Source organism: Leptolyngbya iicbica LK, assembly GCF_004212215.1.
GTDB lineage: Bacteria > Cyanobacteriota > Cyanobacteriia > Phormidesmidales > Phormidesmidaceae > Halomicronema > Halomicronema iicbica.
This window is the reverse complement of sequence record NZ_QVFV01000002.1, coordinates 1,483,561-1,505,528: the sequence shown is the minus strand read 5'-3', so window position 1 is coordinate 1,505,528 and position 21,968 is coordinate 1,483,561. Positions and strand designations below refer to the sequence as shown.

The 21,968-nt window shown below is 55.0% G+C and carries 23 protein-coding genes and 1 riboswitch; of the genes, 9 read left to right on the top strand and 14 right to left on the bottom strand.

Annotated features, from left to right (window positions below):
• Positions 1–30 precede the first annotated feature (30 nt).
• The 3 genes from DYY88_RS13685 to DYY88_RS13675 form a co-directional block, all read right to left on the bottom strand.
• Positions 31–447, bottom strand: a complete 417-nt coding sequence (locus DYY88_RS13685; protein WP_130199435.1) for a hypothetical protein — start codon at positions 445–447, stop codon at positions 31–33.
• Positions 448–651: 204 nt separating this feature from the next.
• Positions 652–2,016 carry an FAD-binding oxidoreductase gene (locus DYY88_RS13680; RefSeq protein WP_039729984.1) on the bottom strand — a complete coding sequence of 455 codons (1,365 nt, stop codon included), beginning with the start codon at positions 2,014–2,016 and terminating at the stop codon, positions 652–654.
• 192 nt (positions 2,017–2,208) lie between these two features.
• The gene (locus tag DYY88_RS13675; RefSeq protein WP_039727386.1) at positions 2,209–3,531 is read right to left on the bottom strand and encodes a DUF58 domain-containing protein; all 1,323 of its coding nucleotides are present in this window, start codon (positions 3,529–3,531) and stop codon (positions 2,209–2,211) included.
• A 212-nt stretch (positions 3,532–3,743) separates the two neighbouring features.
• Between DYY88_RS13675 and DYY88_RS13670 the strand changes: the two genes are divergently transcribed.
• From DYY88_RS13670 to DYY88_RS13660, 3 genes are all read left to right on the top strand, one after another.
• On the top strand, positions 3,744–4,283 hold the full coding sequence (locus DYY88_RS13670) for a DUF6232 family protein (RefSeq protein ID WP_039727387.1): 540 nt from the start codon (positions 3,744–3,746) through the stop codon (positions 4,281–4,283).
• A 97-nt stretch (positions 4,284–4,380) separates the two neighbouring features.
• Complete coding sequence (locus tag DYY88_RS13665) at positions 4,381–4,749, top strand: hypothetical protein (RefSeq protein ID WP_052288461.1); 369 nt, start codon at positions 4,381–4,383, stop codon at positions 4,747–4,749.
• Positions 4,750–4,917: 168 nt separating this feature from the next.
• A complete protein-coding gene (locus DYY88_RS13660; RefSeq protein ID WP_207223321.1) occupies positions 4,918–5,214 on the top strand; it encodes a small RNA NsiR4-regulated ssr1528 family protein in 297 nt (98 codons plus the stop codon).
• A 165-nt stretch (positions 5,215–5,379) separates the two neighbouring features.
• Here the strand turns inward: DYY88_RS13660 and DYY88_RS13655 are convergent, their stop codons facing one another.
• From DYY88_RS13655 to DYY88_RS13605, 11 genes are all read right to left on the bottom strand, one after another.
• Positions 5,380–6,453: a S41 family peptidase gene (locus DYY88_RS13655; RefSeq protein ID WP_044151258.1), complete on the bottom strand. Its 1,074-nt coding sequence runs from the start codon at positions 6,451–6,453 to the stop codon at positions 5,380–5,382.
• A gap of 48 nt (positions 6,454–6,501) precedes the next feature.
• Positions 6,502–7,113: a DUF3318 domain-containing protein gene (locus DYY88_RS13650; RefSeq protein WP_039727388.1), complete on the bottom strand. Its 612-nt coding sequence runs from the start codon at positions 7,111–7,113 to the stop codon at positions 6,502–6,504.
• 75 nt (positions 7,114–7,188) lie between these two features.
• Complete coding sequence (locus DYY88_RS13645; RefSeq protein ID WP_039727389.1) at positions 7,189–7,791, bottom strand: hypothetical protein; 603 nt, start codon at positions 7,789–7,791, stop codon at positions 7,189–7,191.
• A gap of 77 nt (positions 7,792–7,868) precedes the next feature.
• Positions 7,869–9,083, bottom strand: coding sequence for a M20 metallopeptidase family protein (locus tag DYY88_RS13640; RefSeq protein WP_039727390.1), 1,215 nt, complete (start codon positions 9,081–9,083; stop codon positions 7,869–7,871).
• A 711-nt stretch (positions 9,084–9,794) separates the two neighbouring features.
• Positions 9,795–10,373 carry a DNA-3-methyladenine glycosylase I gene (locus DYY88_RS13635; protein ID WP_039727391.1) on the bottom strand — a complete coding sequence of 193 codons (579 nt, stop codon included), beginning with the start codon at positions 10,371–10,373 and terminating at the stop codon, positions 9,795–9,797.
• Positions 10,374–10,501: 128 nt separating this feature from the next.
• The gene (locus DYY88_RS13630; protein WP_039727392.1) at positions 10,502–11,053 is read right to left on the bottom strand and encodes a hypothetical protein; all 552 of its coding nucleotides are present in this window, start codon (positions 11,051–11,053) and stop codon (positions 10,502–10,504) included.
• A 24-nt stretch (positions 11,054–11,077) separates the two neighbouring features.
• Positions 11,078–11,395, bottom strand: a complete 318-nt coding sequence (locus DYY88_RS13625) for a PIN domain-containing protein (protein WP_201279016.1) — start codon at positions 11,393–11,395, stop codon at positions 11,078–11,080.
• A 76-nt stretch (positions 11,396–11,471) separates the two neighbouring features.
• Positions 11,472–11,714: an antitoxin family protein gene (locus DYY88_RS13620; protein ID WP_039727393.1), complete on the bottom strand. Its 243-nt coding sequence runs from the start codon at positions 11,712–11,714 to the stop codon at positions 11,472–11,474.
• A gap of 389 nt (positions 11,715–12,103) precedes the next feature.
• Positions 12,104–12,541, bottom strand: a complete 438-nt coding sequence (locus DYY88_RS13615) for a hypothetical protein (RefSeq protein ID WP_039727394.1) — start codon at positions 12,539–12,541, stop codon at positions 12,104–12,106.
• A 108-nt stretch (positions 12,542–12,649) separates the two neighbouring features.
• Positions 12,650–13,822 (bottom strand): molybdopterin-synthase adenylyltransferase MoeB, encoded by a 1,173-nt coding sequence (moeB, locus tag DYY88_RS13610; RefSeq protein ID WP_039727396.1) that lies wholly within the window; start codon positions 13,820–13,822, stop codon positions 12,650–12,652.
• 296 nt (positions 13,823–14,118) lie between these two features.
• A complete protein-coding gene (locus tag DYY88_RS13605; RefSeq protein WP_052288462.1) occupies positions 14,119–15,036 on the bottom strand; it encodes a hypothetical protein in 918 nt (305 codons plus the stop codon).
• A 449-nt stretch (positions 15,037–15,485) separates the two neighbouring features.
• Positions 15,486–15,624, top strand: a riboswitch (guanidine-I (ykkC/yxkD leader).
• Between the two features lie 88 nt (positions 15,625–15,712).
• On the opposite strand from DYY88_RS13605, the gene speB reads away from it, so the two are divergent.
• The 6 genes from speB (at position 15,713) to DYY88_RS13575 (ending at position 21,919) form a co-directional block, all read left to right on the top strand.
• Positions 15,713–16,885 (top strand): agmatinase, encoded by a 1,173-nt coding sequence (speB, locus tag DYY88_RS13600; RefSeq protein ID WP_039727397.1) that lies wholly within the window; start codon positions 15,713–15,715, stop codon positions 16,883–16,885.
• Positions 16,886–17,012: 127 nt separating this feature from the next.
• Complete coding sequence (gene hypA, locus DYY88_RS13595) at positions 17,013–17,393, top strand: hydrogenase maturation nickel metallochaperone HypA (protein WP_039727398.1); 381 nt, start codon at positions 17,013–17,015, stop codon at positions 17,391–17,393.
• A 56-nt stretch (positions 17,394–17,449) separates the two neighbouring features.
• On the top strand, positions 17,450–18,895 hold the full coding sequence (glnT, locus tag DYY88_RS13590) for a type III glutamate--ammonia ligase (protein ID WP_201279017.1): 1,446 nt from the start codon (positions 17,450–17,452) through the stop codon (positions 18,893–18,895).
• A 123-nt stretch (positions 18,896–19,018) separates the two neighbouring features.
• Entirely contained in the window at positions 19,019–19,708 is a 690-nt protein-coding gene (hypB, locus tag DYY88_RS13585) for a hydrogenase nickel incorporation protein HypB (RefSeq protein WP_044151616.1), read from the top strand.
• 40 nt (positions 19,709–19,748) lie between these two features.
• Positions 19,749–20,810 carry an ABC transporter substrate-binding protein gene (locus tag DYY88_RS13580; protein ID WP_236146359.1) on the top strand — a complete coding sequence of 354 codons (1,062 nt, stop codon included), beginning with the start codon at positions 19,749–19,751 and terminating at the stop codon, positions 20,808–20,810.
• Positions 20,811–21,070: 260 nt separating this feature from the next.
• Positions 21,071–21,919: an ABC transporter permease gene (locus DYY88_RS13575; RefSeq protein WP_039727400.1), complete on the top strand. Its 849-nt coding sequence runs from the start codon at positions 21,071–21,073 to the stop codon at positions 21,917–21,919.
• Positions 21,920–21,968 lie beyond the last annotated feature (49 nt).

Sequence of the window (21,968 nt, the reverse complement as noted above, 5' to 3'; positions counted from 1 at the left end):
AGAAAAACCCGGACTGCATCGGCCAGCCAATCAACCTGACCGGGGCGGATGGGAGATCGCAGTCGGCCCCTGAATGCGAAAGGTGTACACCACGTCGCCGTAGTCTGTCGGCTCAAAGTCGGCAAAAAAGTCCCGGGCGCGAGCATCCAAGAAAGCACGGGCTTGAGGCCCAGTGATGTGAGCAGCGATCGCAAAATCCAGCACGCTCACTTTGCCTCCATTGTGTTCTAAACAGCGGTAAAAGCATCGATACAGTCGCCGCTGAAACTGTCGATGGCGCTGCCAGCCAACCCCCACCGCCGCCAGTCCCGCCACCAGCAACAACCACGGCAGCAAGAGTTTGATCAGCCAAATCACGAGCAGAGTGGCGATCGCGACCCCGATTCCCAATCCCAACCGCAAATTGAGGTGTTGGTCATCCATTGACTGCGCGGTCCGTTGCGACATGGGCCTAGTCTGATAGTTGATTTGTACTATCCTGTCGCTTCTGAGTGTATGCGAATTGGGGAGAGTTGTCAGGTCGATCGTCCACAGACCGTAACACTATCACCCACTTCACCCTCTCCACCTTCATCTCACCCACCCAACTACCCTGCCACCCTGCCACCCAGCCACCCGGCTACCCAGCTACCCAACTACCCTGCCACACCACTACCCAGCCATTCGCTCTAGCCACCCGCGCATCTTGCCCGGATTCAACAACCCATAGGGGTCGACCTGAGCTTTGAAATCCACCTGCACCGGATTGATCGTCTTCATGCCACCATCTTCCAGCAGGTAAGTGTGAGGATTCGCGATCAAAGCGCCGTTAGCCTCGTGGTAATCAATAATTGCCTGCAAGCGCTCTGGCGTGGAAAAGCGCACCAGTTGCAGCGCCGCCGGAATCACCGCGCCCCCCACCCGGAAAAATTCCAGATGCATCATCACTTCATCGCCAAAGTGCTCGTGCATGTGCTGCACTAGTTTTAACTCCGGGTCATAGGGAAACAGGGTTTGCAAGTAGGTCAAAGACGGGTCAACATTGCGGGCGTGCAGGGTGGTATGGTTCCAGGTAAATTCGGCCAGCAGGGTCTTTTTGCCCGTTTCTTCCGCTGGCTTGTGATATGTGACGGTGCCGCCAAATTCCTTCACCAATTCCTGAAACAGTTCCATCGACGGCTCAGCCACCATCAATAGCGCTGCATGGCACCCCTCGGGTAAATAGGCTTTCAACCCGGCAAAATAGCTGGGAATCGGAGCGGCATGAACGCTAATCAGCTTTTTGATGAGGCCATCGGTGTCGCCCAACGCTTGCCCAAACCGCGCCGCCGTCATGAAATTGTCGAACGTGACAATGACTTCGGCCCAGGGGTAGACCGGCCCCAGGGGAATTTCTAATTCGGTGATGATGCCGTTGGTGCCATAGGCGTGGTTGACCTGCTGCACATCGTCGCCGCGCAGTTCCAGCACCCGAGGCTCGTCTTCCAACGTGACCACGCGCACGGCATTCAGGTTGCCGCGATCGCGCAGTTGCCCATACATGATGGAGCCAATGCCGCCGCTGCCGCCGCCGATAAAGCCCCCAATGGTGGCGGTGCGATAGGTCGAGGGATACATGCGAATTTCCCAGCCCTGGGGCTGCGTCACCTTGTCAATCGCGGCCAGCTTGGCCCCTGCTTCCACGCAGGCCATCCCTGGCTTCACCCACTTCACCGCATTCAGGCGACTCAGGTCGAGAATGACGCCGCCCGCTAACGGAATGCACTGACCATAATTCCCCGTGCCCGCGCCGCGCACGGTCAGGGGGATGCGCTCCGCGACGCAGGCTTTGGCGACGGCTAAGACCTCCGCCTCGGACTTTGGCCGCACCACCAGATCCGCCGTTTTATCGGCTAATTGGGTCTGCAAAATGGGGCTGAAATAGTAATAGTCCTTGGAAAGTTTCTCAACCTGGGGGCGATCGCGAATTACTTCCACGCCGCTCAAGGTGTCAACAAAGCGATTCCAATCCACATTCTTGGGAGCCATGGCAGTCATGATGGTGCTGAGATCGAGGGTGAAGTTAAGGGGCAATTTTCCGTTATCGCAACGGGATTGCCTGTAGTTTTGCACACTTCTCAAAGTTGTGCCCCACAGTCGCGACACCGCAAAATTTGTGCCCGTGATAGGGCCGAGAATGATGGTCAAACCTGTGCATCTGATAGTGCCCGCTCTTCTCCGAGTAACTATTTATAAGCGGTTGCGGGCTTTGATGCGGAGATAATCTTCCACGAGCGGGTCGGTAATTTGGTCGGCGGGGGCATCGAGCACCAACACGCCCGATTGCTTGAGTTGGGCAAAGGCGGCCTGGCGCTGTTCTAACAAATCGAGGGCGACGGCGCGGCGATAAGCCGCACTGACCTCATCGGTAAATTCGTGAGCCTGGGTATCGACCTGCGGATCGCGTAGGGTGACACAAAACGGCAGGTGGCGCGATTTGAGTCGGGTCAGGGCCGTCAGCAGTTCGGCGGAGGCGGTTTGATCCACCAAGTCGGTGATAACCACGACGAGGGCACGACGGTGTTGCTGGGTCGCCACTTGGGTCACTGCGCCCAAATAATCAGATTCGAGAATGGCGGGCTGAATGGGGGTGAGTTTTTCGATCAGGTGCTGCAAGTGCTGGCGGCCCCCGGTGGCCGGAATCCAGGTGTGCATTTCGCGATCAAAGACGCCGACGCCGACGCGATCGCCCCGGTGCAGTCCAGCCAGGGCAAGGGAAAGGGTGGCATTCAGGCCCCAGTCAAAGCGGGAAAGCCCTTTGACGTTGGCGGTCATCAGGCGACCGCGATCGAGCAGCACAATCAGGGACTGTTCGCGTTCCGGTTCTAAAACCCGGATGAGCGGAGCACTACGGCGAGCGGTGGCTTTCCAGTCAATGAAGCGGGGGTCATCGCCCACGGCGTATTCGCGCAGTTCCGCAAATTCGGTGCCGATGCCGACCCGCTTACGCTGGCGCATGCTGCCGGTGGACTGAATGGCCAGTTTGACGGAGAGCGATCGCAGCCCCACCAAATCGGGATAGACGGCAACGGTTTGCGCTGCAGAAATCGTCCAACTGCGCCAGGCCAAACCCCACGGCCCCAATTGACGGATCTGCAGGTCGCCCCAGGCATATTCGCCCCGGTGTCGAGGCAAGACTTGATAGGTAATTTGCGTCGCGGTTTTAGCCGGTAACTCCACCGTGAGCGGCATCGGAATTTCGTCAAAGTCGGTGGGGTAGCGATCAAAAATTTGCAGTTTGGCGGCGGCTTTGGGGGCCGAGACTTTGAGCGTCACGGGATTGTCGCGACCAATGGAAAGGCGGGGCAGTTTTTCGCGCTGGGCGATCGCCCGCTGGGGGCCATTCACTTGTGCCCAATCCACCACCATCAGCAACAAGATGATGCCGTTAATAAATAGCATCGCCTCTAACGGAAAGGTAATGACGGCTTCAGTTGACCCCAGCGCATCCAGGGCAGTGGCGATACCCCCTGAGATCGCCAGCAGTCCATACAGTTTCAGCGTTGGGGTCATGTCAACTCGCTTAGCCGCCGCAATTCCATGCCTCAGATTTTAGTCGGCAATGAATAGCGATCGCTGCCTGCACACATTAATCAACAGCCAGCGGCTTTTCCATGTCCTGCAGAAAACTGAACATAAGACTGAACAAATCTGAGAAAAACCCGATTCTCTTGACCAATTAATTTTGATATCTTCAAAGAGTGTCTACTAGGTGATTCTTGAAAATGGAAATTTTCTCAGAGGAAGAAGTTAACCTAAACCTTGGAAAAACTAATGAGATTATTGTCCACAAAAATGCTGTAGTGTTCAGGGATACAGTTTATCAAATTAGTAATATTTCCTACGCCACAGTCAAAAAATGGAAGAGGGCAGAAGATAAGTCAATGCCTTTATATGTCCTCTGGATGTGGATCTTCTTGTCAGCCTTTGTTATTGCCAGTTCAGAAGATCCTAGAGTTAACTTGTATGGGGTACTGATTTTGATTGTGGGAGTTTATTTTTACTTTGTCAGCAAGCTTGAAAAAGTTGACTATTTTTATCTTCTCATTCTTGACTTTAACTCCGGCTCACGGCGTTTCTTCAAAAGCTGCAAGCCCGATTTTTTGGAGAGTGTAGTTTTGCTTCTCAAGGAAGCCATTGAAGATCCATATTTCATGAGTAGAGTGGTTGACTTCTCTGATAATTCCATAAAAATTTATGGAGATGCTGTCAGTAATGACTTTCGAACAGGTTTGAGTAAATGGCCGTACGATTTGAATCGCTAACCATAGTTTGATATTGGCGTTTTGCACGCCCTGTCAGATAAGAATGAGTCACAGGATAAATCAACATGACTTTTGGTGAACTAGAAAAGGAGTTCTCATGATTTATCAGCCCAACAACTCGATCAGTATTGGTGGCAATGCTATAGGTAATAATATTAGTGCCGGAGGAAATATACAGGGCTCTCCAAAATCGGTCGTTGGAGGAGGAAGTTCAGAGTTCAATGAAAGACAACAGCTGAAATCAGATTTGCAGGAGGTTCAAAATATTTTATTTACCTTAAGAACTGAAAAGCCAGATATCAGTCAGTCCCAAGAAGTGGCAAAACTGACTAGAGAAACTTCTAAGCCTCTTCAAGAAAGGTTGATCAACGCATTTGTAGCTGGTGGAAAGACTGCGATTGAGGAATTTTTGGACATTCCTTATGTGAATGTGGTGGTAGCGGCGATCGAAGGCTGGAACAGCTAACGGGATGCTGGGTCAATGGGCCTGGCGTGGTCTCGATGCTGAGGCCCATTGACCGGAAATAGTTGAGCGGTTAACTGTACTGAAGAATCAGAATTCAGCCGATTGATCCCCTGTTCATGGAGGTCTAAACTGGATGCCATTGTTTCTTAGGCTTCTCTAGAGCCCACTATGATGACCGATTCTTCCCCAGCCATGACCGGAGCCGAAGCGGTGGATGCCGCGATCGCCCAGGGCATTGATCTTGATGGCAGCCCGATTCCGGCGAACAAACTCTCGCTGTATCAAACCGTGATGGCAAAAGAAGCCGACCGCCAGCGCAGCGGAGTGCAAAATTCTATGCGATCGCGCATCGTGCGCATCGGCGCCAAGCACTTTTCCCAAGCGGACTTGAACCAAATGCTGCTCGACGCTGAATTCACGCCGCTAAAGGACAAGGAAATCGCCTTTTACTACGGCGGTAAATAACCTTGATCGATTCACCGTCACAGCCCAGCAAGTGGTTGCTGAACGCTTTTAAGGAATAACGCTTTTAAGAGTGGGGAGTCAATCACCCCCAAATTGTTTAGGGCAGGCATCTTGCCTGCCTGGGAACAGCCGAGACGGCTATTCCAACGGATTCAAGTCTGATTTCTAAGGCGTACTCTCGGCGCGGGGCTGCTTGAGTTGACTGATGAGGTCGGCGCGGCGGGTGTTGAGTTCGCGCTCAACGGTCAACATCGTGCGCTGCAGTTCGCGAAAGCCTGCGCCCGTCGGGGCCGTTTCCATGAGTGTGTTCAAGGCGATGAGGTGGGCGGTGAGCAAGGTTACCTCTGACGGCACCTTCACATCCGGCACAATGCCCGTTTGTCCCCAGTTATCGCCCGTCGTGGGATTGAGCGATCGCCCCACCGGCACAAACATCCAAAAATGGTCGTGGAGGCGGTAGCCCCGACCGGGATGGGCACCGCCAACCGTATGTTCACCTACCACCGTCACCCGCTTGAGCGCCTGCAAGTTGTAAGCAAATTCTTCAGCGGCGGAAAAGGTTTCTTGGCTCGTCAACAGATACACAGGCTTGTCTAGATAGCGGGGCGCGTCGAGGTGCGGCAGCGTCCACCACTGGCGTGTCGAGTCGTCAGGTCGCCAATACAGGTCGTTCAAGTGGATGGCCGGGTAGGCCGGTAACAGATAGCTACAGAGTAGGGAAACCATGGCGGGCGAACCGCCGCGATTATGGCGAATGTCGATGATCAGGGCTTCGGTGTGGGTGATGAAGGTCATCGCCGCCGCGATCGCCGCCCCCGCAAATTCCGGTGGTTCAAAGCCATAAAGCTCTAAATAGCCCACGTTGCCGCGCAGGCGCTCGACTCGGTTAATGTCAAAATTGCGCAAACTGCTTTGGTGTTGCTCGACGGCTAGTTCCGCCGCCGAGGGTTTGGCCTCGGGGTCGATATGGGGCAACGGTTGAGGACTGAAATGCACTTTGAGTTGGCGATCGCCCGACAGCTCTTGCAGTTGTAGCGTCAGGATGTCGGCGCACTGCTCGCCACCCGTGACCTCGGCGTAGCCCCCATCTTGACGACGTTGCTGAATGTCAGCCTGGAGGGTAGCGGCAACGTCTGGAAACACATAGTTATTGAGTGTCTCCACAACGGCATCTAAAACGGCGGCGCGCTGTCCGTCGTCCAACCGAAAATCCGCCCCGTCAGAAAAATCAGCAGTCATAAGTTATCTCGTTCATCACGCCACGCTCAACCCGTATTTGGGGTGGCGCTATTGAGTCCGAATCCGCTCCGGTGGGGGGGCATTGACCGTGCCCAAGCGAGACTTGAGTTGTTGCGCCCGGAGCAGTTCGGTATAGTTCAGGCCGCCTCGCCCTTCAACCAGCGGCACCGCTTCGATGGCTTCTAGCAGATGCCGCACTGCATCCCGCTCAGAATAGCCGCGCCGTTGGGCCACCCGAATGGCCGCGTCGTCCGCATCCAATTTCGCTTGATTGCCCGTGTTGGTGCGCCAAACCTGACCTGCGGCGATCGCGGTCAAGCCGCCCGCTGCCAAAATACCGACCGCATCGGCCTGAAACGCTTCAAATACCGTGCCTAGCAGACCGACAGCGGCAATGCCCTGATACAACTCCGGTTTGATCAGGCGCACAGCGGTGAGCCAAGAGACGTTGTGTAAAAAGAGCATGTCTCGTTGAGAAACCGAGAGTTCTTGCCAGAGACGCCAGTTAATAATGAGGGGATGGCTTTTGTGCCAGGGACGGGGAAACGGAGTCTCCACCACAGTGGATTGGCGATCGTCAATAATGATGCGCGTTTTCATGCGCCCCGAGGCGGGCATCAAATCCTTGAGGCGAGTTACTTCAGCGTTAGTGTTGACCACAGATAAGCCCTCAAACCCTGGTCATTCGTCAGTTACTGGCAAAGCCCGTAGGAGAGGATCTTAGCGCAAACTGGGTTACAGAAATTCCAGGCTGTCAGCGAGCGTGACCAATGTCTGCGGCACTTGCGCCGTCGCGTCTTCCAAAGCTGCTACCACCAGCAAATACACAGTGGCCCCTTGCTGATTGGCCAGAATGCTGCCCGACACTGGTTGCGGTGCACCGCGCTGACTCAAGCGTCCGGTCCATTCAATCTGCAAGCCCCGGGGCACGGCGGTAAACGTTTGGGTCTGAAAGCCTTCGCCATTATTCAACGCCTGATTGGCGAGAGCTACCAGCGTCACTTCTGGCAGTGGGGCTTCACTCTCCAACGGCAACTGCACCACGCTGTAAGACAGACTGCCATCGGGTAAGGTGAATAGCGGGGAACCGCCAGCCGTTGTGGTGGTCACGCCTTCTAACAGGCCAATTTGAAAGTTGCCTTGCGGATCTTCATAGGTGCCACTGAGGGCCGGGGCCGCCCCATCAGCGCTGACCGTCTCTTCGGGCGTGGTTTGAGCCAGGAGAGGGGGCTCGATCGACAGGGCTGGTCTTAGCCAAACCTGGCCCGTGCCAAACATGAGGGCCGCGATGAGCGCGATCGCGGCAACGCCAATCCATCCCAGTGAGCGTCGATTCATGGGCTCAGCCCCTCAGCAATCCAGTTCGCCCCTAGCTTACCGGGAAATTTCGGCAGTGATGGCACTTTTGCTAGAAATTAACCCTGGCAAAACGACTCCACGCAGCGCACAAAAATTTCAACGCCTGTGGATAAAGCCGCTTCATCAAAGTCAAAGCGGGGATGGTGGTGCGGATAGGCCAAATTTTTGGCTTGGTTTGCCGACCCCAAAAAGAAGTAACAGCCCGGCACGGCCCGCAAGAAAAAGGACATGTCTTCGCCGCCCATCGTTTGGCACTCAGGGACGACCCCAGCGGGCGTTTCCACTACCGCTAGCGCGGCCGATCGCACCAGTTCCGTAATGTCGGCATCATTCACCACAGGCGGATACAGCGGGTTATAGTCCAACTCGTAGCTGGCTCCGTGACACTGACACACGCCGCCGATAATCTCGTCCAGACGCCGCGCAAAATACCCCTCGTACATCTCGTCGAAGTAACGCACCGTGCCGCTCATGCGGGCCTGATCGGCAATCACATTCACCGCCGAGCCGGCATGCAGTTCGCCCAGGGTCACCACCGCCGACTTGAGCGGATCGATGTTGCGAGCCACGATCGTTTGAATCGCATTGACGACTTGCGCGGCCACCACAATCGAATCGACTGTCTGGTGAGGAATGGCGCCGTGGCCGCCCCGGCCACGAATCGTACAGTGGAAAAATTCGGTGGCGGCCATCATCGGTCCCGTGCGCACCCCTACCGTCCCGACGGGCAGGTTATTCCACAAATGCAGACCGATAATGGCATCGACATCAGGATTTTCCAACGCCCCAGCCTCAATCATCGGCTTCGCGCCCCCCGGCCCCTCTTCCGCAGGCTGAAAGATGAATTTCACCGTGCCGCAAAAGCTGTCGCGATGCTGTGACAGGTAGTAAGCCGTGCCCAGGGCGATCGCCACGTGACCGTCATGGCCACAAGCGTGCATCACCCCATCTTGCTGCGATCGATACTCAACCTCGTTCATTTCCTGAATGGGCAGGGCATCCATATCGGCCCGAATCGCCAACACCGGCCCGGGTTGCTGGCCCTGCACAACCGCGACGATGCCCGTTTTGGCGACCCCGGTTTCGTGCTCAATGCCCCAGTCGGTCAGTTTTTGACTGATAAATGCTGCCGTCTGGGCTTCTCGAAAGGCGAGTTCTGGCTGCTGGTGAATTTGTCGCCGCCACAACACAATCTGGGGCTGTAATTGACGAATGGCTAACCGCACCCCTGACAGGGTGGGAGTAGAAGTAGGAAAAACCGTTGAAATCATAGTTGCTTATTAAAAATGACCTGTGAGAACGGGAGCAGAGTCCAAAACGCCGATAAGTATCTAGCGTGCCTTGTGGCCCCCGGTCCTAAACTCGCGATCGCCCAAGCTTGCTGGGCACTATCCAACCCCTACAAAGGAACTGAAACTTGGGCGATATACTGAGCAGCCGAATCTTTCCTCGGGTTTGTGTTGGACAAATCCTTGGCCCGCCTTGACTGATGCAGCAATCACCGCTGGCTACCTGCCACAAAGCCCTCAGGACATACCCCGACTGGCGTCACGGCAGCAAGCCATCTGAATATTATGAAAGACTTTATCGGGGATATGTGTGATCTTGCTCCCTGGCCTCAGTAAAGTTTCTGTTAAATAATCCGTAGGATCGCTGATGACATCTCCCTACTTCATCTCATCTTCATGAAGTAAGCAGCCGATCTGGAAAATTTTCGGAAACGGTGACAAAGTGACTCTAGATGATGTCAAGCAAAGCTTTGAGATTGTAGGGATAGGGGCGATCGCATCGACACTTGAGATGACTCAGCCCCCCGGCTTTTTCAAAAAGCCGGGGGGCTTGGAGAATGCTCATCGCGGTTTTGGCGGAGATGGGAGTTGTGGGGCAGGGGATGCTCAATGGCTGTCAACGAGCTGGAAAACCGTGAACTTAGCGCTCTGAAAGCACTTTCCTAAAGGAGGGGCTCACGTAGGAAAGTACCTTCACTGGCGGGATAATGCCTTGACTGCCTCGTAGCGAAAGCAGTCGAGGGTGTGGTCATTCACCATGCCCACGGCTTGCATAAATGCGTAGCAAATTGTTGAACCCACAAAGTTGCATCCTCTTTGCTTTAAGTCTTTGCTCAGCATGTCTGAGAGTGCTGTTTTGACGGGAACTTCGGCCAGGGATGGCCACGCATTTTGCTGGGGCAACCCATCGACATAGCGCCAGAGATAGGCATCCAGTGAGCCAAATTCCGCTTGAATCCCTAGAACGGCGCGGGCGTTTTTGATGGCTGATGCGATTTTGAGACGATTGCGGACAATGCCGGAGTCGGCTAGTAAACGTGCCACATCGGCTTCTGTGTAGCTGGCAATCCGCTCACAGTCGAAGTTGTGAAATGCCTTGCGGTAGTTCTCCCGTTTCTTCAGGATGGTCAGCCAACTCAGCCCCGCCTGCGCCCCTTCCAAAATCAAGAACTCAAACAACCGGCGATCGTCATGAATCGGGACACCCCATTCATGGTCATGATAGGAGCGGTAGAGCGGGTCATCGCCGCACCATTCGCATCGTTTGGTCATTGCTTCGTCTCTGCTCAACGGTGAAGTGCAGCAAAATTATGCAACGTCTTGACTGCGATCGCGGCTAGCAGTGAATGGGAGAGAGGGGCGATCGCAAACCTACAAAACATTCACACTCCCCAGCCAGTCTACGGCAAGGGGCGATCGCCCGCTCTGGGCTCCTCTGAAGACTGAAAGACCTGCGGGGCGAGCCTGATCAGGTCTTGGCCGAACGGTGTCTGCCTCAGCGCGTGCAGATCGATCGCGCCAGCCCGAATGGGCAGCGGCACAATCCCGGAGAGGGGAACGTAGTCCATGGTTTTGGGGTCGAGCAAGACCTTTGGCAGCAGCCTTTTGGCATCGAAGGTTGTGGCCATCGGCGTCTTGAGAAAGAGGCCATAGGTGGTGCCGTCGCCCTCGTTCTTAGAGCCCAGATAACTAACGTTTGACCAGGGCGATCGCAGGTGAAGCCGTCCCCGCTGCCACTCGAAACCATCAGCGTCTACTTGCAGCTTTGAGGTGGCAGAAAAATAGTAGAGCCACCCCAGAAACACCAAGCCAACCGGCAACATGAAGAGGTTGTTTCGCAAAAAGTTGTCACGGCTAATGAAAAACCAAAATACCGACCCTTGAAATAGCAAATAGCTAACTGCTAGGCCGAGATAGACAGAGAGGGGCAACTGGCTTTGGTAGGTTTTCATTACCTATTATCATGCAGCATATTTTCAAAGATTCCTAAATGGATTAACAATTGCTAGCCCATCAATATTTGAGTATCCAAAATCTTCTGTGTAAAGGGTTTGGACGTTGGCTTCTAAACAAGCCGCAACAATCATTGAATCCCAATGAGATAAACTGAAACGACTCATTAGATCCTCAGCCCGATCAATCACACCCCATGTGGGAATCGTCGTATACCAAACCTGCTGCAAGTCACGAATATACTGATAGGCTTGCGCTCTGTTATATCCCAATGATCCTAATTTGCGACTAGCGGCTAAATACTCGCTAGCAACCTGCCATAACAAAACCCCTTCCGTCAAAGTAGATAGAAGGGAAGCTGCTATTTCTTATTTGGTTAGATCACGAGGATCGTTGACGTAAATCAGGATGTTTGTATCAACGGCGTTCATGCAGCATATCCCGCGTGAATCGAGGCGCATTCATGGGAACTGGATTTTGTTGCATTCGCTCAATCAGCGATCGCAAAAACTGCCGCTTCGTTTCTACATCTACAATGGGCGACGACACCACTTGAGGTGACTGAATCAGTAACTCAACCTCGCTTCCTTCCGGCAACTCCAATGCTGTTTGGAGGACGAATGTACCGTTACGGTAAGTTGCTTTCAGGGGCTGAGGCATAGGGAAGACTCCAGGCCGATCTCTGAATCATGTCATCTAGCATAGCCGATCGCTCTATCACCAATCTCCCTCGACAAACTCAACCGCGATCGCATCTTGCCTCTCAGCATCCAGGTTCCTCAACTGCGCGATCGCTTGCTCTAAAAGTTCAGTCATAGCAGTCCAAGACATCCAGCTTTAGCCGAATTATAGCGAGGCGCTAGTGTGCCCCATGCAAGGCTTTGCGGCATCTCTGGCCAATTAATCCACAGTTATCATCTCTGGCCAATTAATCCACAGTTATTGAGAATCTTGGCAGCGATTGCAATTCTTCAATGATATTTAAAACTACTGAGTCCAAAGCAATTGAGAATCGCCTTCACAAACCCTGAAGAATTGGCTATGTGAATTTATACAATAGAAGCTAGCTTTAATTTGGCTTCATCGATGGAAAGCAACTCTGTTCTAAATTTGTTTTCTGAAGAACTTTTATTAAATATGTCAGCAGTTTTTTTTGCATGATCAATTTTTATACCTAATCCCCAAACGTCTCCTGAATGAGGGCGGTTATCCATGAGTTCTGATGAAATCAAATACGATATCTCGCCAATGGTTGCTAGGACAAACATATTAGGTACAATCCGGACAAATAAATAAGAATTTTCAGATAGCCTTTCTAGATTCACTTGGCGTATATCAAACCAATATCCGCCTGTTTTGTTTTCAGCGACCGCAGGTGAAATTAGACTGGTCGAGCTTTTGTGGAAAACTGTAGTGTTTGAGAACTTAACAAACCCAAGTTCACTCAATAAATTCAAATTGTGATCTCTAGTTTTATTTATTTCCATGTTGTAACTCCTTCTCATAACAACTATGTCTCAGCAGTTCGACAAATAAGCCGAAGTAAAAAGCAAGCCAATCGGCTTGCTTTTTACTTCTCAGGCGCATTGAGAGTTTTAGTACTGCGGGACGGAGGGGTCGATTTCTTCGCTCCAGGCAAGGATACCGCCCGCGACGTTGGTGCCGGTGATGCCACTTTCTTTCAGGATGCCGAGGGCTTTGGCCGATCGCACCCCTGAGCGACAATGCACCACCAACTCGTGACCGTTGAGCAGTGACTTCACCTTGTCCACGCCCTCACCTTTTTCGATGTCGGGCAGAGGCACCAGCACCGCACCAGGAATCTGGGCAATCTCCCACTCATGGGGATTCCGCACATCCAGCAGCAGCACCTGGTCGCCCTTCGCATCGAGCAGGGCTTTCAGTTCCTTCACCGACATTTCGGGCACAGCGGATTTCTCCGCTTCTTCCGCCGCTTTGGCCTGGGGAATGCCGCAGAACTGTTCGTAGTCGATCAGCTCTTCGATCACCGGACGCACGGGGTTGGGCCGCAGCTTCAGTTCCCGGAAGGTCATGTCGAGGGAGTTATAGAGCAACAGGCGACCGCTGAGGGTGCGGCCTTTGCCCACAATGATTTTCACCGTTTCGGTAGCCTGAATGACGCCGATGATGCCGGGCAAAATGCCCAGCACGCCACCTTCCGCACAGGAGGGCACCATGCCCGGTGGCGGCGGCTCGGGGTAAAGGTCGCGATAGTTGGGGCCGTCTTCGTAGTTAAAGACGGTGGCTTGTCCCTCAAACCGGAAGATGGAGCCGTAGACGTTGGGCTTGTTCAGCAGCACGCAGGCGTCGTTGACCAGATACCGAGTGGGGAAGTTATCGGTGCCATCGACCACCACATCGTAGGGTTCGATAATGTCGAGGGCATTTTCAGACGAGAGCCGGGTTTCGTACAAATCAACCTGGCAGAAGGGGTTGATTTCGTGGATGCGGTTTTTCGCCGATTCAATTTTGGGCTTGCCGACCCAAGAGGTGCCGTGAATGACCTGCCGTTGCAGGTTTGACTTATCCACAATGTCGAAATCGACAATGCCGATGCGGCCAATGCCCGCCGCTGCTAAGTACAGCAAGAGGGGGGAGCCGAGACCGCCGGTGCCGATGCAGAGTACGCTCGCCGCCTTAAGGCGTTTTTGCCCTTCCAGACCCACTTCGGGCAGAATCAGGTGCCTGGAAAAGCGCTCGTACTCCTCGGGATGTAGTTGAATGTCATCGAGGTTGGGATTGAGCATGTCGTTGAAGCAGAAGCGTTAACGCTAATTACAGAAGTACAAACTAAATTGGGCCGGGGGTCGCGTAGTCGCAAGAGAAATATTCTACCGTTCATTGTGGGGGCTGCGTGAGTTCTGCGTGGGGATCGCGGCGGGAGCGTTGGGAGTTTTACGAAAGGTGAAGGGGTGTGAGGGTGGTCGGGTGTGAGGGTGGGTGAGGTCGGTGGGTGGGCGATCGTAGGGGCGAGGCATGCTCGAAATAACTCATCGTCTTCGCCCACAAAGTGGCATCGAGCATGCCTCGCCCCTGCCCCAGGTCAATTCTGCGCGTAAGCATCGCAGATGTAGCGGCTGGCGTTGTAGCGCTGGTTGCTGGGGGTGGCGTAGGGGGTGTCGCGTTGTTCGGCGGGGACGGCGCGGTTGACGACTTCCACTTCTTGCAGGTCACCGTCGCTGTCGTAATAGCGCGATCGCAATACCTGCACGGTGCCCAGGTTGTCGCAGTCAAGGCGATATTCCGTTTCGCTGAGGCGATCGGGGACGCCGATTAGAGTCTGGTAGCGATATTCCTGGTCGCCGACGGCGGTGATGCTGGTTTCGTCTAAATAGATGGGCTCGCCGTTGTAAAACGCTGACTCGCCAACTTCTCGCAGATTTTCGCGATCGGGGGTGGGGCTGGCGGCACGGGTGGTGGGCAGGTTGCAACGACTAGGAGGCAAGACGGTGCCCGCATTGTACTGATAGAAGTTATGCAGGTTGAGCAGGGCGCTGCGATAGCGAACGGCTTTCTGATCGGCGGGGCGATCGCTGACGGCCACGCCGCGACCGATTTCTAAGAAGCCTTCCGGTCGCCAATCGTGCAGCGAGGTCTGGTCAAAGTCGTCGGGGGGTGCAGAATTGATGGAAAATCGCTCCAGCCCTTGCCCGGAGACAGTATTGCCGTTGACTTGTCCGGTCAAACAAATGCTCGACCCTTCGTAGGGATAGTAATAGTCGCCAGTAATTGCCTCACCGTCTTTTTGAAAGCGAAAACAGACGCCCGAAACACGCTTGACATCGCTGGGGGGGCGATCGCTACAAAACCGATAGTTGCCGTCGGGCAGGTTAGCAATTTTAAATTGTGCATCCGTTGGCCCCGCGATGACATTGGCGGCTTGCGCGACGGGCACACTGCCTAAAATGACGGCACTCGTGAGGGCGATCGGATTCAGGAATCGAGGGGATGAGAGTGGCATAGCGACCTACCTGGGCTACGGTTTCAGGATAGGTAAATCTCGGTTTGGATGCGTCTATCTCACTAAGTACGACTGTCGAATGATGCAGTGAGCGATCGCGACTTTTTAATGAATCGCAATAACTTCCTGGTCAAAAAATCAACAATTTTCAGCGCCAGGAAACCTTTAGAAATGCTCTGGATAAAGTTGAATTGCGTCGCTTAAAAACCAGTTTTTTGAATTGATCAATGTTCTGAGAAAACCTCGAATTTCCAGCCAGATGAGCGGCGATCTCATCAATTATTCTGAGCGATTTTGCTGGCATCTCAGCCTACCTGATGAGCGCGATCGCCCTTTATTCCCAGCACTTAGCTAAATCAGCCTTCCGTATCATTAGTTACGGTTCATCGTAAACCAGCTTGCTATTAATCAGAGCATTCAGTTCTCAACGTCCGAAAGTTGGGGAATTACTTACGAGCTTCTAGGGTTCCGGCTCAGCGGTGTTATCGGCGCTTGAGTGCCTGGTCCGAGAGAAGCGGCTGGTTTAGGAATTTCTGAGCAGGCCTCAGACGTTTTGCCAGTACACGGCGGGATAAAAGCCCGGGAGGTTCGATGGAGGAATAGTCTCCATCGCCCTCTCGGGCTTCCGTTTTGGTGCTGAATACCCTGGCAAATGATATGTCATAAGGAGATTGTGATGACGGACGAACCGACTTTTCGCAGACCGAGTGAAGCGAGCGAGGCGCTGCAAAAGGAAGCCCGCTTGCCCATGACGGGCTGGCAGCAAGAAGTCGATCAGGGATTGACCTATGGGTTAGAGGCAGCGGAGAGTATTCGCGATCGCACCATTCCCACCTTTTCCCGTGGCGAGCTGCCCCACTACGCGGGCATCAACACGTTTCTCAAAGCGCCCTATTTAGAAGATGTGCGGAAGGTGGGGAACTACGATGTGGCGATCGTCGGCGTGCCCCACGACTCCGGCACCACCTACCGTCCGGGCACCCGCTTCGGCCCCCAGGGCATCCGCAAAATCTCCGCCCTCTACACGCCCTACAATTTTGAACTCGGCGTTGATCTGCGGGAACAAATCACCCTCTGCGACGTGGGCGACGTGTTCACCATTCCCGCCAACAACGAAAAGTCCTTCGACCAAATTTCCAAAGGCATCGCCCACATTTTCAGCTCAGGCGCGTTCCCCATCATCCTCGGCGGCGACCACTCTATCGGCTTTCCCACCGTGCGCGGCGTCTGCCGCCATTTGGGGGATAAAAAGGTCGGCATCATTCACTTCGATCGCCACGTCGACACCCAGGAAACCGACCTCGACGAACGGATGCACACCTGCCCCTGGTTCCACGCCACCAACATGGCCAATGCTCCAGCAGAAAATCTCGTGCAGCTCGGCATCGGCGGCTGGCAAGTGCCGCGCCAGGGCGTCAAGGTGTGTCGCGAGCGGGGCACCAACATCCTCACTGTTACCGACATTATGGAGATGGGGCTGGATGCAGCGGCTGATTTCGCCATTGAAAAAGCTACCGACGGCACCGACTGCGTGTGGATTAGCTTCGACATCGACTGCATCGACGCCGGATTTGTCCCTGGCACGGGCTGGCCCGAACCCGGCGGCCTCATGCCCCGCGAAGCGCTGTACCTGCTCAAGCGCATCATTCAAGAAACCACCGTCTGCGGCATCGAAGTCGTGGAAGTCTCGCCCCCCTACGACGTCAGCGACATGACCGCCCTGATGGCGACTCGCGTGATCTGCGACACCATGGCCCATCTCGTCGTCTCCGGTCAGTTGCCCCGCCAAGGGAAGCCCGATTACATCCACGACGAGGCCAATATGAACGTCGATCAGGCCTGGGAATAACGTTCGTAGATGCAAAACATCCTGTAGGGGCGAGGCATTCTCGCCGATGCATCTCGGACATAACAAATGGGACTGACGAGAATGCCTCGCCCCTACGCCGCCCCCATCATCCAGATACAGGATCGCCATGCACGAAACCGACATGACCAAGGCCCTCATCATCACCCTGCGGGAATGGTGGGAATCGCAGCCAGAACGCCCCCCGGTTGAACGTGTGTTTCTCACCGTGGGCCAGTTCACCTGCGTCGAGCCCGCCAGCCTGCAATTTGCCTTTGAGGTGCAGACGCGGGGCACCTTTCTCGATGGGGCAGAACTGGTGATTCAAGAAACGCCGCTGATCGCCTTTTGCCACCCCTGTCAGGCCGAATATCGACCGGAAATGGGCCTGCAATACGCCTGCCCCACCTGCCGATCGCCCCTCGATGACATCCGCTCAGGTCGCGAACTCAAAATCGATCGCGTGCAATATACCCAACCCGAGCGATCGGGCAATTCCCCCACCCCGTAGGGGCGAGGCATTCTCGTAGTAACTTTTCAGGCTTAGCCAGAGCAGTCCAAGCGAGAATGCCTCGCCCCTACCGCACCCGCATGGGGTTCATTGACCATCCCGGTCGTCCCGTTCCCCAATCCCTATTCCCTCTCCCCGCACCCATGACCACCGACACCCTTGCCGAAATCGCCACCCTCAAATCGTCGCTGGAATCCCAGGGCGTGAAATATGCCCTCGCCAGCTATGTCGATATTCACGGCATGTCCAAAGCCAAAATGGTGCCCCTGAGCCACCTGGGTCAAATGATGCAGGGCTCCGAACTCTTTACCGGCGCGGCGCTGGACGGGGTGCCCCAAGACATTAGCGACGAAGAAGTAGCGGCGATGCCCGACGCCCGCTCCGCCACCATCCTGCCGTGGAATAAAGAAGTGGTCTGGTTCGCCAGCGATCTGTACCTGTCCGGCCAACCGTTTGAAGCGTGCTCTCGCATCATCCTCAAACGAATGTTGGACAAGGCCGCGAGCCTGGGCTTCACCTTCAACCTGGGCATCGAGACAGAATTCTTCGTCTTCAAAGAAACCGAGCAGGGCTTCGAGCCGATCAGCGATCGCGACACCCTCGCCAAGCCCTGTTACGACCTCACCGGCCTGCTCGACAACTATGGCTGGCTCACCGAACTGGTGGATACCATGAACCACCTCGGCTGGGACGTGTATTCCTTTGACCACGAGGATGCCAATGGTCAGTTTGAGACCGACTTTGCCTATGCGGATGCGCTGACGATGAGCGATCGCCTCACCTTCTTCCGCCTCATGGTGAAAGAAATCGTCCGCAAGCACGGCTACTTCGCCAGCTTCATGCCCAAACCCTTCGCCAATCGCACGGGCAGCGGCGCGCACTACAACATGTCGCTGGCCGATATCGACACGGGCAAAAACCTGTTTGAAGACTCCCACGATCCGCGTGGCTGTGGGCTTTCGCAGCTGGGCTACCAATTCATCGCGGGCATTTTGCGCCACGCCAAAGCCATCTGCGCCGTCACCTGCCCCACGGTCAATAGCTACAAACGGCTAATCCGCAAAGGCAGCATGTCCGGCTTCACCTGGGCTCCGGTCTACATCTGCTACGGCAACAACAACCGCACCAACATGCTCCGCATTCCCCTCGCGGGCGGCCGGGTGGAGTGCCGCGCCGCCGACATTGCCACCAACCTGTATCTGGGCGCGGCCATGATTCTCGCGGCGGGATTGGAGGGCATCGAACAATGCCTTGATCCCGGTGATCCCCATACAGAAAACATGTACAACTACACCCTGCCGGAACTCGACGCCCTGGGCATTGACCTGCTACCCCGCACCCTGCAAGAGGCCGTTGACGCCTTCGAACGCGATCCGCTGAGCAAAGCCGTGATGGGGCCGCTGATGTACCGCACCTACACCGATTTCAAACGGCAAGAATGGGAGGACTACCACACCCACATCTCCGACTGGGAACACCAACGCTACCTGAAATTCTTCTGACCCATCCACCCATCTCGTAGGGGTGAGGCATTGAGGAAAAAATGCTTTGGAATTATCCGAAATGTGATTCCCACAATGCCTCGCCCCTACAAAATTGATTGCTATCCACCGACACCCAAAACCATGCACCAAATCATCGACGACACCCTCGGCATCAACCTCCTCCACGCCAACCAGGAAGACGCGGATCACAATCGCGCCCATTTTGACGCCTGGGGCATCACCTGCCTGAACCTGATGAGTAGCCCCGGCGCGGGCAAAACCGCCCTGCTGGAAAAAACCCTCGCCAGCCTCACCGATGACCTCAGCATCGCGGTAATCGAAGGCGATATGACCACCGAACTCGATGCCGATCGCCTCCGCCAGTACGGTGTCCCCGTCATCGCCATCAACACGGGCCGCGCCTGCCATCTCGACGCCCGCATGGTCGCCGGGGGCATTCACACCTTGAGCCACGAGCACACGCCCCAAGATCTGGACATGGTGATTGTCGAAAACGTCGGCAATCTCGTGTGTCCCGCCGAGTTTGAAGTGGGTGAGCATGCCAAGGTCGCCCTGCTCAGCGTCACCGAAGGCGAAGACAAACCGCTGAAGTATCCCGTCATGTTTCGCGAGGCGGATGTGCTTCTGATTACAAAAATTGATCTCGCTCCCTATTTAGATGTGGACTTAGCCCGCATTGAAGCCAATGTGCGCCAAATCAATCCCCACGTCACCGTGATTCCGGTGTCGGCTAAGTCGGGGGAAGGCTTAGAGGATTGGTTTGACTGGGTGCGCTCTGCTGTGAAGTCTCCTGAGCTGACTTCTGCTTAATCAATTTTTTGCTGTCTCGTTTGTTTACGGTCTCAACATCATGATGAAACGTCGTTCCCTTTTGCCAGTGCTGCTGGCGTTCTTTTGCACCTTATTCATTACTATCGGCTGTGCTCAAGACACGTCCGAAGCGCCAGCCGATGGCGACACAGATACCGCTGCCGAACCCACCGAGCTGATCAATGAAACGCCGATTGTGATGGGATACAGCAGCTGGGCTGGGTGGTGGCCGTGGGCGATCGCCGAACAAGAAGGACTATTCGAAGCCAACGGCGTCAACGTCGAACTCATCTGGTTCGACGGCTATCTAGAATCCATGCAGGCGCTAGCTTCCGGCCAACTCGACGCTAACTGCCAAACCCTCAACGACACCATTTCCTTTGCGGGGGAAGCTGTGAACGGTGAAGTCGCCGTCGTGGTCAACGACAACTCCGCTGGCAACGACAAAGTCATCGTGGCGGAAGAAATCGAGACCGTCGCCGACCTCGTCGGCAAATCCGTCGCACTGGAAGAAGGCGTCGTCGGCGACTTTCTGCTCACCCTGGCCCTCGAAGAAGCCGGCCAGTCCCGCGATGACGTGAATATCGAAAACCTGGAAACCGGAGCTGCCGCTGCCGCCTTTGCCGCTGGTCAAGCCGACGGGTTCGCGGGCTGGGTACCCTTTTGGGAAACGGCGCTGACCCGCGAAGGCAGCAAAGAACTCACCAGTTCCGCTGACTTTCCTGGTGCCATCCCTGACCTGCTCGTGGTCACGCAAGTCCTCATCGACGAACAGCCCGAGGTCGTCCAAGCCCTGGTGAATACCTGGTTCGACATTCTGACCTTCATCGACGAAAACCAGGAACGCGCCTACGAAATCATGGCCGATCGCGCCAGCGTCAGCGCCGACGAATTTGAGAAATACCTGGAAGGTACCCGCTTCTTCACCCTGGAAGAAAACCTGGAAGCCTTTACCCCCGGCGACAGCATGGTCCACATGCCCTATGCCGCTGAAGAGATGGCGAACTTCATGGTGGAAGTCGGTTTCATCCCCGAAGCGCCGGATCTGGAAGCAGTGCTGGATGACCAGTTCGTGACGGCGTATGCCGAGGCGAATGCGTAGTTGGTGAGTGGGTGAATTGGATGGAGTGGATGGAGGAGGTGGAGTAGTTGGAGTAGGTGGAGTGAGTGAAGTAGGTGAAGTGGAACAGCCCTTCCTCATAAGCTCCATAGATTTACCCCACCCACCCTCTACCTCACCTACCTTTTACCTCGCCTACCCCGTCTACCTTCACCCAACCGACCTCACCCACCCTCCACCTCACCTACCCCATCGAATCCGGGCACTCTCTACCTAACTGCTCTCTCACAGGTCTGAACATTATGGCGATCGCGTCTTCTCCACCGACCTATTCCGAGTCGTCTACCGTCGCGCCCAGCCTTAAGCCGACGGTGTTTTGGCGCATTGCGGAAGACATTCCCCAGCGGCTGAAATGGGCGCTGATGGTGATGTCGGTGCTGGTGCCGTTTTTGCTGTGGTGGGCGATCGCGAGCACGGGCTGGATTGACAATAAGTTTTTGCCCACACCGGGAATGGTGGCGGCGTCGCTGGTGAGCCTCTGGCAAGAGGGCTATTTGCTCACCGATACGCTGGCGAGCTTTTTGCGGGTGTCGGCGGGCTTTTTGCTGGCCGCGCTGGTGGCGATTCCCTTGGGCATTGGTATGGGGGCGTTTCGCAGTGTGCGATCGCTGCTGGAACCGCTCATCGGCATCGTCCGCTACATGCCCGCCCCGGCCTTCATTCCCCTATTGGTGATTTACCTCGGCTTGGGTGAAGAACCGAAAATTGCGTTGATTTTCATCGGCACGGTGTTTTTCAACACGCTGATGATTATGGATGCGGTGAAGTTTGTGCCCAAGGAACTGATCGAGACGACTTATACGTTGGGGGGCGATCGTCGTCAGGTACTCATGCAAGTCATCACTCCATACGTGGTGCCCAGCATCTTCGACACCTTACGGGTCAACATGGCCGCCTCTTGGAACCTGGTCATCGTCGCCGAACTCGTCGCCGCTGACAGCGGCCTCGGCAAACGCATCGCCATTTCTCAAAAGTTCTTCCAAACCGACGATATTTTTGCCTGCTTGCTGGTGCTGGGCCTGATCGGGTTCATTCTCGATCTGTCCCTGCAAGCGGCCATGCGGATGACGTGTAAGTGGGCGGTGAAGTAGGGACGGGTAGGTGAGGTAGGTGTGATGAAGGGTAGGTGGGGTGAAGAAT

What these genes read in the sequence shown, in the direction of transcription:
- DYY88_RS13685 (WP_130199435.1), bottom strand. Translation starts at nt 447, where the DNA reads ATGTCGCAACGGACCGCGCAGTCAATGGATGACCAACACCTCAATTTG.
- DYY88_RS13680 (WP_039729984.1), bottom strand. Translation starts at nt 2,016, where the DNA reads ATGACTGCCATGGCTCCCAAGAATGTGGATTGGAATCGCTTTGTTGAC.
- DYY88_RS13675 (WP_039727386.1), bottom strand. Translation starts at nt 3,531, where the DNA reads ATGACCCCAACGCTGAAACTGTATGGACTGCTGGCGATCTCAGGGGGT.
- DYY88_RS13670 (WP_039727387.1), top strand. Translation starts at nt 3,744, where the DNA reads ATGGAAATTTTCTCAGAGGAAGAAGTTAACCTAAACCTTGGAAAAACT.
- DYY88_RS13665 (WP_052288461.1), top strand. Translation starts at nt 4,381, where the DNA reads ATGATTTATCAGCCCAACAACTCGATCAGTATTGGTGGCAATGCTATA.
- DYY88_RS13660 (WP_207223321.1), top strand. Translation starts at nt 4,918, where the DNA reads ATGATGACCGATTCTTCCCCAGCCATGACCGGAGCCGAAGCGGTGGAT.
- DYY88_RS13655 (WP_044151258.1), bottom strand. Translation starts at nt 6,453, where the DNA reads ATGACTGCTGATTTTTCTGACGGGGCGGATTTTCGGTTGGACGACGGA.
- DYY88_RS13645 (WP_039727389.1), bottom strand. Translation starts at nt 7,791, where the DNA reads ATGAATCGACGCTCACTGGGATGGATTGGCGTTGCCGCGATCGCGCTC.
- DYY88_RS13640 (WP_039727390.1), bottom strand. Translation starts at nt 9,083, where the DNA reads ATGATTTCAACGGTTTTTCCTACTTCTACTCCCACCCTGTCAGGGGTG.
- DYY88_RS13635 (WP_039727391.1), bottom strand. Translation starts at nt 10,373, where the DNA reads ATGACCAAACGATGCGAATGGTGCGGCGATGACCCGCTCTACCGCTCC.
- DYY88_RS13630 (WP_039727392.1), bottom strand. Translation starts at nt 11,053, where the DNA reads ATGAAAACCTACCAAAGCCAGTTGCCCCTCTCTGTCTATCTCGGCCTA.
- DYY88_RS13620 (WP_039727393.1), bottom strand. Translation starts at nt 11,714, where the DNA reads ATGCCTCAGCCCCTGAAAGCAACTTACCGTAACGGTACATTCGTCCTC.
- DYY88_RS13615 (WP_039727394.1), bottom strand. Translation starts at nt 12,541, where the DNA reads ATGGAAATAAATAAAACTAGAGATCACAATTTGAATTTATTGAGTGAA.
- moeB (WP_039727396.1), bottom strand. Translation starts at nt 13,822, where the DNA reads ATGCTCAATCCCAACCTCGATGACATTCAACTACATCCCGAGGAGTAC.
- DYY88_RS13605 (WP_052288462.1), bottom strand. Translation starts at nt 15,036, where the DNA reads ATGCCACTCTCATCCCCTCGATTCCTGAATCCGATCGCCCTCACGAGT.
- speB (WP_039727397.1), top strand. Translation starts at nt 15,713, where the DNA reads ATGACGGACGAACCGACTTTTCGCAGACCGAGTGAAGCGAGCGAGGCG.
- hypA (WP_039727398.1), top strand. Translation starts at nt 17,013, where the DNA reads ATGCACGAAACCGACATGACCAAGGCCCTCATCATCACCCTGCGGGAA.
- glnT (WP_201279017.1), top strand. Translation starts at nt 17,450, where the DNA reads ATGCCTCGCCCCTACCGCACCCGCATGGGGTTCATTGACCATCCCGGT.
- hypB (WP_044151616.1), top strand. Translation starts at nt 19,019, where the DNA reads ATGCACCAAATCATCGACGACACCCTCGGCATCAACCTCCTCCACGCC.
- DYY88_RS13580 (WP_236146359.1), top strand. Translation starts at nt 19,749, where the DNA reads ATGATGAAACGTCGTTCCCTTTTGCCAGTGCTGCTGGCGTTCTTTTGC.
- DYY88_RS13575 (WP_039727400.1), top strand. Translation starts at nt 21,071, where the DNA reads ATGGCGATCGCGTCTTCTCCACCGACCTATTCCGAGTCGTCTACCGTC.